Genomic DNA, 11,102 nt, shown 5'->3' with positions numbered 1-11,102 from the left:
CCCCTCCCCTCCCCCTCCCTCTCTCGTTAGGACTGATCCACCATGGCAACGGCGCCATCCCCGATCCGTACCGTCGCGGGCAATCTGTGCCTCGGCTCGGCCCCGGACTCCTGGGGTGTCTGGTTCCCCGATGACGAGCACCAGGTCCCTTACACCCGCTTCCTCGACGAGCTGGCGCAGGCCGGCTACACCTGGCTGGAGCTCGGGCCCTACGGTTACCTGCCCACCGACCCCGCGGTCCTGGCCGAGGAGCTGGCCGTGCGGGGGCTGCAGGTCTCCGGCGGTACCGCCTTCGGCGCGCTGCACCGTCCCGAGGTGTGGGACGAGATGCTCGCCCACGTCCGGCAGGTGGCGGAGCTCACAGCTGCCGCGGGGGCTCACCATCTCGTGCTCATTCCGCCCATGTACCGGGACGAGAAGACCGGCGCGTTCACCGAGTCCCCGGAGCTGACCGCCGAGCAGTGGGCGGGCTTCGGCCGCAACGCCGACCGGCTCGGTAAGCTTTTGCTCGACGAGTACGACATCCGGCTGGTCCTCCATCCGCACGCGGACAGCCACATCCAGACGCAGCCCGAGATCGAGCGGCTGCTCAACGAGTCCGACAGCCGCTACACGAACCTGTGTCTGGACACCGGTCACGTCGCGTACGGCGGCGGCGACAATCTCGACCTCGTGCGTCGCTTCGGTGAGCGCGTTGGATATGTACACATCAAGCAGATGGACCCGGCGGTGCTGGCACAGGTGGCCGCCGAGAAGCTCTCCTTCGGCGAGGCCGTCAAGCGAGGTGTGTGCGTGTCCCCGCCCGAAGGGGTGCCGAAACCGGCCGAGGTGGTGGACGTGCTCTCCCAGCTCGAGGCCGAGCTGTTCGTCATCGTCGAGCAGGACCTGTACCCGTGCGCTCCCGAGGTGCCGCTTCCCATCGCGGTGCGCACCCGTGAGCACCTGGCCGGCTGCGGCCTGACCGGAACCCGCCGTCCGAACGACAACCGGTAGGAGGCCGCCATGGATGTCAGAGACGAAAAGACCCCGCACCCGACTCCTTCCGTGCCGTCCACCGCCATCGACGACGCACCGCCGAACGTCCGGCGCCGGCTGCGACTGATCACCCTGATCGCCACCTTCGGCGGTCTCCTCTTCGGCTACGACACCGGCGTCATCAACGGCGCGCTGCCGTACATGACCGACGACCTGGGCCTGACTCCCGCAACGGAGGGCATGGTCACCAGCTCGCTGCTGCTCGGCGCGGCACTGGGAGCGGTCACCGGCGGCCGGCTCTCGGACGCGCGGGGCCGGCGGAAGAACATTCTGCTGCTGGCCGCGGTGTTCTTCATCGGGGCGCTGGGCTGCTCCCTCGCCCCCAACACCGAGGTCATGATCGTGGCCCGGTTCGTGCTCGGCCTCGCGGTCGGTGGCGCGTCGGTGACGGTTCCCGTCTACCTCGCCGAGGTCTCCCCGGCCGAGCGCCGTGGTGCGCTGGTGACGCGCAACGAGCTGATGATCGTCACCGGTCAGTTGCTGGCCTTCTCCAGCAACGCGGCCCTCGCCCAGGTAGGCGGCGAGTCCGGCGGCGTGTGGCGCTGGATGCTGGTGCTGGCGACCCTGCCGGCCGTTGTGCTCTGGTTCGGCATGCTGGTCATGCCGGAGAGCCCTCGCTGGCTGGCCGCCAAGGGTCGCTTTTCCGACGCGCTCAAGGTGCTCCAGCAGGTCAGGTCGCAGGCGCGGGCGGAGGCCGAGCTGAGCGAGGTGACCGCGCTGGCCGTCAAGGACGAGAAGGAGAAGCTCGGCGGCTGGAAGGACATGAAGGCCACCGCGTGGGTCCGCAAGCTGATGTTCGTGGGCTTCGGCATCGCGATCGTGCAGCAGATCACGGGCGTGAACACGATCATGTACTACGGCACCGAGATCCTCACCGAGGCCGGCTTCGAGTCGAACAACGCGCTCGTGGCGAACATCGCCAACGGCGTGATCTCGGTGCTGGCTACCTTCGTCGGCATCTGGCTGCTGGGCCGCGTCAACCGCCGCCCGATGCTGATGACCGGACAGCTGGGGACCACCGCGGCACTGCTGCTGATCGGCGTCTTCTCGCTGACGATGGACTCCGGCATGGGACGCGCTTTCGCGGTGCTGGCGATGACCATCACCTTCCTCGCCTTCCAGCAGGGCGCGATCTCGCCGGTGACCTGGCTGATGCTCTCGGAGATCTTCCCGACGCGTATGCGCGGCTTCGGTATGGGCGTCGCAGCCGTGGTGCTGTGGCTGACCAACTTCGTGATCGGGCTGGTCTTCCCGTCCCTGGTCTCCGGGATCGGGGTCTCCAACACCTTCTTCCTCTTCGTGGTGGCGGGCGTGTTCTCCTTCGCCTTCGTGAGGCTGTTCGTCCCCGAAACCAAGGGGCGCACCCTCGAACAGCTCGAGGACGACCTGCGCGCCCGCTTCTCCTGATCCCCACCGTCCCGTCCCCGGAGGGCGCCGTCGGCCGGGGAAGGCCGACGGCGCCCCAGGGACTGTTGAAAGGAATCCCATGACTGTGCGTGTAGGGGTCATCGGCGCCGGAATGATCGGCCAGGACCACATTCGCCGGCTCACCGATGTCGTCGTGGGCGCCGAAGTCACGGCGGTCACCGACATCGACAGCGCCCGGGCCGGCGATACGGCGGCCCGGGTCGGTGCCCGCGCTCTTCCCGACGGTCCGGCAGTGATCGCGGCGGACGACGTCGATGCCGTACTCGTCACCTCCTGGGGCCCCACCCATGCCGAGCACGTGCTGAACGCCGTCGCGGCCGGAAAGCCCGTCTTCTGCGAGAAGCCGCTCGCCACCACCGCCGAGGACTGTCTGCGCATCGTCGATGCGGAGTGCGCGCACGGCCGCCGCCTCGTCCAGGTGGGCTTCATGCGCCGCTACGACGCCGGATACCGGCAGCTGAAGGGGGTGCTGGACGGCGGCTCCATCGGGACACCGCTGATGGTGCACTGCGCCCACCGGAACCCCACCGTGCCGGACTCCTACCACTCCGCCATGGCAGCGCAGGACACGGCCGTGCACGAGATCGACGTACTGCGCTGGCTGCTCGACGACGAGATCGTCTCAGCGCAGGTGCTCACCCCGCGGCCGACCAGCAAGCGGTTCGAGCACCTCAAAGACCCGCAGATCATGCTGTTCGAGACCGAGCAGGGCGTGCGTATCGATCTGGAGGTCTTCGTCAACTGCCAGTACGGATACGACATCCAGTGCGAGACCGTCGGCGAGGACGGGCTGGTGCGGCTGCCGGACCCGGCGGCCGTCGGCATCCGGACCGCCGGGCAGCACGGTAGGGCCGTACTCCAGGACTGGAAGGGCCGGTTCGCCGACGCCTTCGACACCGAGTTCCGCGAGTGGGTCGCCTCGGTGGAGGCGGGCGACGAGCCCACCGGCCCGTCCGCCTGGGACGGCTACGCCGCCACCGTCATCACGGACGCCACGGTCCGGTCCCTGGAATCGGGCCGGCAGCCCGTCACCGTCGACATGAAGCCCCGGCCCGCTCTCTACGGAGGCCTCGCATGAAGATCGCCCTCGACCCCTACATGCTCCGCACGCTGCCGCTGGACGAGATGGTGCGCACGGTCGCCGAACTCGGGTACGAGTACATCGAGTTGTCGCCCCGCGACGACTTCATGCCGTTCTTCCTGCACCCGCGTGCGGACGACGCGCGCGTCAACCAGATGAAGGGCGCGCTGCGCCGGCACGGCGTACAGCTCTCCTCGGTGCTGCCGCTGTACAAGTGGTCCTCACCGGACGAGACCGAGCGGCAGGCCGCCGTGTGCTACTGGAAGCGGATGATCGAGGTCACGGCCGAGCTCGAATGCCCGCTGATGAACTCGGAGTTCAACGGCCGCCCGGAGCTGGCCGCGGAGAGCGAGGCCGCCTTCTGGCGCTCGATGGAGGAGCTGCTGCCCGTCTTCGAACGCGAAGGCATCGCCCTCAACCTGGAGGCTCACCCCGACGACTTCTGCGAGGAGAACGCCCCCGCGGTCGAGCTCGTCCGGGCCGTCAACAAGCCCTGGGTGGGCTACCTCTACTGCGCCCCGCACTCCTTCCACCTCTCCGGGCCCGCGCAGCCAGGTGCCGACATCGCGGCGATGCTGCGCTACGCGGGCGACAAGCTCCGGCATGTGCACATCGCGGACACGTTCAACCACAAGGGCTCGTCCGGTCTGCGCTACATCCTCAACCCGCCGGGCACCCCCGCCCGCATCCACCAGCATCTGGACATCGGCCAGGGCGAGGTGGACTGGGACGCCTTCTTCGGCACCCTGCGGGAGCTCGACTTCGACGGCGTCGCCACCGCCTGCGTCTTCGCCTGGGAGGAGCGGGCCCGCGAGTCGTCGGCACTGATGCTGGAGCGCATCACCAAGGAGCTGGTCGGCTGACCGCGGACCCTGCCCGGGGACCCAGGGGGAGGGAGCGGCCCGTCCCTCCCCCTGGGAGCGGATTCTCAGGCGGAGTAGAAGTGCCAGCCCTGGCGCTGCGAGGGGTGGTCGCCCCACATCCGCTTGAGGTCGATGTAGGTGTCCCCTTCACCGCGGGCGGTCAGCGCCAGGTCCTCGTCGCGGTAGGAGACGATGCCGTAGTCGGGGTCCTGGGGATCGGTGCCGGGAACGTGCTCCAGGAGCCACCACTGGTCCTTGTTCCGAGTGGAGCCGGAACAGTCGCGGAGATGAACGATGCTGTTCTCACCGTTCTCGTTGGTGGCGCACGCCCCGGCGGAGCTTTGCAGCTGATAGACCGGCCGCCCGTCGGAGGTGGCGACTCGGACGAAGCGCCAGGTGGTCTTCCAGTCCTTGGGCGCTGTGCTGGGATAGACCTGAAGGTAGGTGCCCGGGTTTCCCTTGGTGTCGTCGGGGATCATGTAGTTGCCGGTCACTTGGCTGACAGCGGTGAACTCGCCCGTGGGTACGGCCCGTGTCGAGGAGTCGGCTGCGGCGGGCGCGGCGGCCAGAGCGGTGCCGGTGAGTGCCGTGACGGCGACGGCGGTCAGGATCCTGCGGGCGGCGCGAGCGAACATGTCGACTCCATGCAGTAGTAATAGCGACACTGTGTGTTGAGGACACTAGAGCCGGTACACCGCACGAGGGAGAGGGCCTGAGCCCTGCCCCCGGGCGTTCGAAGTGATCAGGCCACCGCTCTCGCCGCCACCTGCGCGCCGGGACCGTACGGGAGGCTTCAGGGAGCCGCGGAAAGTCGGCAGATTCCGTTCGCTCGGTTCCGGCGTCCCCGTGGTGAACGCCGTCGGTACCCGTCCATGCCGTGGCGCGAGGGCCGCCCAGTAGGGTGCCGCAACATGGTCCAGATGTTCGAGCCGTTCCGTCGCCGGCGCAGCCCCCAACCGCCGTACGAACCGCCCCTGTCCACCCACCAGCTGTGGCAGGTCTCCCTGTCCGCTCCGGTCAACCGGGGGCGGGAAGCCTCGCGCACCACCCTGTACCCCTTCCGGCACCGCGATGACGCCGAGGCAGAGCGCTGGCTGCGGGAAGAGTGGGAGATCCCGGGCCGCGAGGAACTGCTGTACAGGCTGGACGACTTGCTCAGGGAGGGCTACCGGGCGCCGCTGCGTGCACAGACGGGAGCCGACCCGCTGGCCTGGGACGTGGCCCTCTACGTCGACGTCGTCCGCAAGGGTTACGCCGCCGGGCACCTGGACGCACCGACCGCCTGGCAACTGCTGAGCGCCACCGTCATGCCCACGGTCGCCGCGTACGACTCGTGGCAGGCGTTCGCGACGGACTACCTGCTGGTGCGCAAAGTGTGGATGGAGGGTCTGCGCGCGACCCCGGACGAGGGCTTCCCCGCCCCGCAAGCCGTCTCCGACGCCCACCTCCGCACCCTGCTGGACCCCGCCAACCCCACCAGCCCCTGGAACCGGGCACCTTGGCATGTGATCAGCCTCCCCGACCGGCCACTGTGACCAGCCGGGAGAGACGGTGCCGAGGCCGGGCGGCCCCGGCACCGTATCCGGTCAGTGGGCGAGCAGTTGGGCGCAGCGGACCAGGCCCAGGTGGGAGTACGCCTGGGGGTGGTTCCCCAGGGAGCGCTCGGCGATCGGGTCGTACTCCTCGGAGAGGAGCCCGGTGGGGCCGGCTGTGTCGACGATCTGCTGGAAGAGCTCCGCGGCTTCGGTGCGGCGCCCGGTGAGCAGGTACGCCTCGATCAGCCAGGCCGCGCACAGGTGGAAACCGCCCTCGTCGCCGGGCAGGCCGTCGTCGCGTCGGTAACGGTAGACGGTGGAACCGCTGCGCAGTTCGGACTCGATGGCGGTGACGGTGGCGGCGAACCGCTCGTCGTCGGGGTCGATGAGGCCGGAGAGCCCGACGTGCAGGGATGCCGCGTCGAGGTCGAGGCCGTCGTAGGCCGTGGTGAACGACTGGGCGTCCGGGCTCCAGCCGTTGTCGAGTACGTCCTCGGCGATCCGGTCCCGCAGCGGTGCCCAGGACGGGTCGGCGCTGCGGTCGTAGATCTCGGCAAGCTTCACCGCGCGGTCCAGTGTCACCCAGCACATGACCTTGGAGTAGACGTGGTGCCGGGGCTTGTCACGCTCCTCCCAGATGCCGTGGTCGGGCTCGCTCCAGCGCCGGGAGACGGCAGCGGCCATGCCCTCGACCAGCTCCCAGTCGCGGTCGCGGATCCGGCCGGTGGCCTCGGCCAGGTGGGCGACGAGTTCCACGACCGGTCCGAACACATCCAGCTGGACCTGCTGGTCGGCGAGGTTGCCGACCCGGACGGGCCGGGAGCCGGCGTACCCGGGAAGGCCGTCGATCACGGCCTCCGGACCCAGCCCTGTGCCCTGGAGGGTGTAGAGGGGGTGCAGCCGCTCGGGGCCGGGCAACGTGTCCAGTACCCGGTGCAGCCAGTCGAGGAACGCCTCGGCCTCGGCGGTCGAGCCGAGGGTGACCAGTGCCTGCGCGGTCATCGAGCCGTCGCGCACCCAGCAGTAGCGGTAGTCCCAGTTGCGGACACCACCGATCTCCTCGGGCAGCGAGGTGGTGGCCGCAGCCATGATGCCGCCGCTCTCGGCGTCGCACAGGCCGCGCAGGGTGAGCGCCGAGCGGGCCACCAGCTCGCGCTCGCAGTCGGGGAGGTTGAGCTTGCTCAGCCAGTCCGACCAGTACCGGTCGGCGACCGCGCGGCGGTCAGCCTCCGCGATCGGGGCCGCCGTCAGATCGTCGGTGCCGCACCGCAGCTCCAGCACGACCGGGCGCCCCTCGGTGAGCTCCACGACGGCGTGCGCCGTCTCGTTCACGCCGTCGGAGGTGACCTCCCAGTGCACCCCCGGCGAACGCAGCACCATCGGCTCGGCGGTGCCGAGGATCCGCAGGCCCTCCGCCTCCGCCACCAGCCGGACCGGTACTTGGCCGAACTCCGGGCGGGGGGCGAACTCGACCGCGACCGCGGTGCTGCCGGTGAGCACGCGGACCAGCTGCGTGCGGTGGCCCGGCAGCCCGTGTTCGAGGTAGTCGGTCACCAGCAGACGGGACCAGCGCGTCTCGACGGTCATGGTCCCGGGTACGTAGCGCTGGCCCAGCGGCAGCGGGCTGCGCGGTGCTCCGCCCGCCGGGTTCGCAGCGCCTGCCGCGCGGCGGCCGGGGAGCGAGCGGGGCCGGACGGAGAAGTGTCCGGCGCCGGGGCCGCCCAGCAGATCCGCGAAGACCGCGGCGGAGTCGGGGCCGGGGTGGCACATCCAGGTCAGCCGGGCGTCCGGGGTCAGCAGGGCGACGGTGCGCTCGTTGGCCAGCATCGTCAACCGCTCGATCGGCGGGCTCTGTTGGCCGTAGAGCCAGGCGCGCCGCTCCTCCAGCAGGAACGCCAGCGCGGTGGCGACCTCGGTGGCGTCGGCGATGCGGTACTGGGCCCGGGTGTCGCCCTCGCCGACCTTGATCCCGACGTCCGGCCCTTGCAGCCGGGCGAAGGCACGCTCGTCGGTGGTGTCGTCACCGAAGTAGACCGCGGCGCTGGCGCCAACCTGGTGGCGCAGCGTGTCCAGGGCGTTCCCCTTGTCGGTCGCTATCACCGACAGCTCGATGACGGCCTTGCCCTCGGTGACGTGTATGCCCTGCCACGTGGCGGGGCCGGAGCGGACCGCTTCCAGTGCCCGCTGTGCCGCCCCGGCCTCGGCGCGCCGCAGATGCACCGCGACGCCGGCCGGCTTGGGTTCCAGCGTCACGCCGGCCGCCTGCGCCGCGACCTCCTCCAGCGCACGCTGCAACTCGGCCCGCAGCCGGGCCGCTTCGGGGTCGAGCTGGTGGACGAAGCCGATGTCGAACTCCGAGCCGTGGCTGCCCACCAGATGCACTTCGGCGGGCAGCCGGGAGAGGGTGGCCAAGTCGCGCAGGGCGCGCCCGGAGATCAGCGCGGCGGTAGTGGCGGGCAGGGCCGCGAGCGAACGCAGCGCGTGCACCGACTCGGGCACCGGCCTGGCCTCCGCCGGGTCGGGGACGATCGGCGCGAAGGTCCCGTCGTAGTCGCTGGCGACCAGCAGACGGGGGGTCCGGGCGAGCTGCACGAGGGCGCGCCGGAGCTCGGCGGGCAGGGCTTCGGCGGTCAACGCCTCACTCTCCAAGGTGTGTGGTGATGAAACAGGCAGAAGGAAAAGGGCAGAAGCAGGTGCGATCGTGGCACGGCCAGGCGTGGACGGTCCCGCCGGGGTCAGCGCTTTCAGCGCCCGGCCCCGCGGCGGAGCACTCTGTCACCAGGGCTTCACCGAGCGCACGGCGTCCGCCCCGGTCGAGGTGGAAACCGTCGGTCTTGCCGACGCCGGTGACCGTAGCGACATCGAAGAAGCCGCAGCCGCACTTCTCGTATTTTGGAATCGCCGAAACACAGGACCGTCTTCGGGTCCCTGAGCTCGGTGCCGGAACGGCCGTTGGCCCGGGCCCGATTGAGCCTCCCGGTCGTTGGCTGCGATGTCACGGGTCGAAAGGCTAGGCAGGCGCCGCACTGCCCGTCAACATTTTGATCGAAGCACTTCGAAAGGTCCTTCGAGACATGCGGAAACCGCTCCGCCGTCGGGTGGCGGTAGGTGCCGGAAAGCGCGCCGGTTCGGACCCTTGCCGGGCGCCGGGAGAGGGCGTACGGCGCTGGTCAGGCCGTACGGTAGCGGGTCAGGCCGTGCCGCGCCGAACGTAGGAGAGTTCGAGGCGGGTGCGTTGGATCGGCCGGTCGGGTTCGCGTACGCGGTCGAGCAGTATCTGTGTGGCGACGCGGCCCGACTCCCGGAACGGCTGCCGCACCGTCGTCAGGTCCAGGGCCTCCGCGAAGTCCCCGTCGTCGAAGCCGACCACCGCGAGGTCGTCGGGGACGCGGAGCCCGCAGGTGCGGGCGGCCCGCAGCACACCGGCCGCCAGATAGTCGTCGTGGGCGAAGACGGCCGTTGGCGGCTCCTCGGCGTCCAGTAGCTCCGCGGCGGCCTGCGCTGCGGCATCCACGCTGTTCTCGACGAGCCGCACCCGGGAGTCCGGAAGGTCGAGCTCCGCGTCGCGCAGCCCGGCACGGAAGCCTGCGAGCCGCTCCCGGCACTGTGAGGCGAAGTCCGGGGCCGCCTGGGTCTCGCCGACGAAGCCGAACCGGGTGTGGCCCGCGGCGGTCAGCTCATCGGCGACCAGCCGCCCGCCGGCCGCGTCGTCGATGCTCACGCTGCTGAAGTCCGGGCGAGCGAGCTCGACCAGTACCGTCGGCAGCGTCTTGACCCGCAGCCGCTCGGCCACGTCAGGCGTCAGGGGCAGGGACATCACGAGCAGACCGTCCAGTCGGTGTGTGACGGGAAGACCGGCCAGCACGGGCGCGGCTGCGGCGGCCGAGATCTGGTCGTAGACGACGACCTCGTACTCCAGGCCGTTGACGGCCTCCAACACACCTTCGAGCCGCCGGGCAAACGTCGGATATGTCGTGAACGGCGCCATGACACCGATCCGCCCCGCCCGTTTTCGGGCCCGGGACGCCGCATCGGCGCGCGGGGTGAAGCCGAGCTCGTCGATCGCGGTCATGATGCGGCTCAGCGTGGTGGCTCGCACCTTCATCGGCGCGTTGAGAGCCAACGAGACGGTGGAGATGCTGACTTGGGCACGCTCGGCGACGTCGTAGATGGTGGCCCGGCTCATCCCTGAATCCTCCCTCACTCCGGCGCACGGCGCGGGGGCACCCCTGTCTGGGCAGCGGCCGACGACGACTCGGCGCCTCTGCGGACCGGCACTCCCACCGGGGGCCGACGAACCATCCGCGCTGCCGGGGGCCGACGACTCGGCCGCAGCTCCTGGCCTCTCGGCACGCCGGCGTCACGATATCAACCGTAATCGAAGCGCTTCGATCGTGATTCGATCGTCTCGGTCGCCAGTCGCCGCAGTTCTGGAGGGGTTCGCCGCGCCGGGTGCAGCAAGCGAGCCCTCCGTAATTCGGTACGGGCGTCGTGAGCGGTGCTCCTATCGTGGCGCGGTGACAACTCAGGTGATCGTGTTGAACGGCGGATCCAGCTCGGGCAAGTCCGGGATCACCCGGTGTCTGCAGGCGGTCCTGCCGGAGCCATGGCTTGCCGTCGGGGTCGACACGCTGGTCGAGGCGATGCCCGCGTCCATGCAGACATCGGACGCGGGCATCGCGTTCGCTGCGGACGGTGGAGTGAGTGTCGGGCCCGTGTTCCGTGACCTGGAGGCGGCGTGGCGGGAAGGAACCGCCGCGATGGCCCGTGCGGGCGCCCGGATCATCGTCGATGACGTCTTCCTCGGCGGTGCGGCATCCCAGCAGCGGTGGCAGCAGGCTCTTGACGGACTCGAGGTGCTCTGGGTCGGCGTCAGATGCTCGAGCACGGTCGCCGCGGGACGCGAGATCGCCCGCGGCGACCGGGCGCGAGGGATGGCCGCGGCGCAGGCGGAGACGGTCCACCGGGGCGTCGTCTACGACGTGGAGGTGGACACCACGGATACCGAGTCCCTGGAATGTGCGCGAATCGTCGCCGCTCGGGTCAGGTGATCGACGAGGCGGATGCCCACCGTCCCGCCTAGGAGGCTGAAGACCCCGCCGACGGCCGCGCGGGCTGAGGGCCGGAGCCAGGTCGTGCCGGGTGGCCTTGCGGTCACCC

General features: G+C 70.3%; 9 protein-coding genes. 6 read left to right on the top strand and 3 right to left on the bottom strand.

Going from position 1 to position 11,102, the window contains the following annotated elements; all coding sequences use genetic code 11:
- Positions 1-42 precede the first annotated feature (42 nt).
- The 4 genes from ACTWQF_RS36555 to ACTWQF_RS36540 all read left to right on the top strand — a co-directional run bounded on the left by ACTWQF_RS36555 (position 43) and on the right by ACTWQF_RS36540 (position 4,407).
- Positions 43-993 carry a TIM barrel protein gene (locus tag ACTWQF_RS36555; RefSeq protein WP_443284089.1) on the top strand — a complete coding sequence of 317 codons (951 nt, stop codon included), beginning with the start codon at positions 43-45 and terminating at the stop codon, positions 991-993.
- 9 nt (positions 994-1,002) lie between these two features.
- Entirely contained in the window at positions 1,003-2,442 is a 1,440-nt protein-coding gene (locus ACTWQF_RS36550) for a sugar porter family MFS transporter (RefSeq protein WP_443284088.1), read from the top strand.
- A gap of 79 nt (positions 2,443-2,521) precedes the next feature.
- A complete protein-coding gene (locus ACTWQF_RS36545) occupies positions 2,522-3,541 on the top strand; it encodes a Gfo/Idh/MocA family protein (RefSeq protein ID WP_443284087.1) in 1,020 nt (339 codons plus the stop codon).
- Positions 3,538-4,407 carry a sugar phosphate isomerase/epimerase family protein gene (locus ACTWQF_RS36540; protein ID WP_443284086.1) on the top strand — a complete coding sequence of 290 codons (870 nt, stop codon included), beginning with the start codon at positions 3,538-3,540 and terminating at the stop codon, positions 4,405-4,407. The genes ACTWQF_RS36545 and ACTWQF_RS36540 overlap by 4 nt, the downstream gene beginning before the upstream one ends.
- Positions 4,408-4,472: 65 nt before the next feature.
- On the opposite strand, the gene ACTWQF_RS36535 is transcribed toward ACTWQF_RS36540, so the two are convergent.
- A complete protein-coding gene (locus ACTWQF_RS36535; RefSeq protein WP_443284085.1) occupies positions 4,473-5,042 on the bottom strand; it encodes a hypothetical protein in 570 nt (189 codons plus the stop codon).
- Between the two features lie 276 nt (positions 5,043-5,318).
- Between ACTWQF_RS36535 and ACTWQF_RS36530 the strand changes: the two genes are divergently transcribed.
- Positions 5,319-5,942, top strand: a complete 624-nt coding sequence (locus tag ACTWQF_RS36530) for a DUF1266 domain-containing protein (RefSeq protein WP_443284084.1) — start codon at positions 5,319-5,321, stop codon at positions 5,940-5,942.
- A 51-nt stretch (positions 5,943-5,993) separates the two neighbouring features.
- On the opposite strand, the gene otsB is transcribed toward ACTWQF_RS36530, so the two are convergent.
- Both otsB and ACTWQF_RS36520 read right to left on the bottom strand, forming a co-directional pair.
- Entirely contained in the window at positions 5,994-8,576 is a 2,583-nt protein-coding gene (gene otsB / locus ACTWQF_RS36525) for a trehalose-phosphatase (protein ID WP_443284083.1), read from the bottom strand.
- Between the two features lie 556 nt (positions 8,577-9,132).
- Positions 9,133-10,128 carry a LacI family DNA-binding transcriptional regulator gene (locus ACTWQF_RS36520; RefSeq protein ID WP_443284082.1) on the bottom strand — a complete coding sequence of 332 codons (996 nt, stop codon included), beginning with the start codon at positions 10,126-10,128 and terminating at the stop codon, positions 9,133-9,135.
- Positions 10,129-10,459: 331 nt separating this feature from the next.
- On the opposite strand from ACTWQF_RS36520, the gene cpt reads away from it, so the two are divergent.
- The gene (gene cpt / locus ACTWQF_RS36515; RefSeq protein ID WP_443284081.1) at positions 10,460-10,993 is read left to right on the top strand and encodes a chloramphenicol phosphotransferase CPT; all 534 of its coding nucleotides are present in this window, start codon (positions 10,460-10,462) and stop codon (positions 10,991-10,993) included.
- Positions 10,994-11,102 lie beyond the last annotated feature (109 nt).

Origin of the sequence: Streptomyces sp. 8N114 (assembly GCF_052245835.1) — a bacterium.
Taxonomy (GTDB): Bacteria; Actinomycetota; Actinomycetes; order Streptomycetales; family Streptomycetaceae; genus Streptomyces.
Note: the sequence above shows the minus strand (reverse complement) of the source record. Positions and strands in the feature narration are given on the sequence as shown.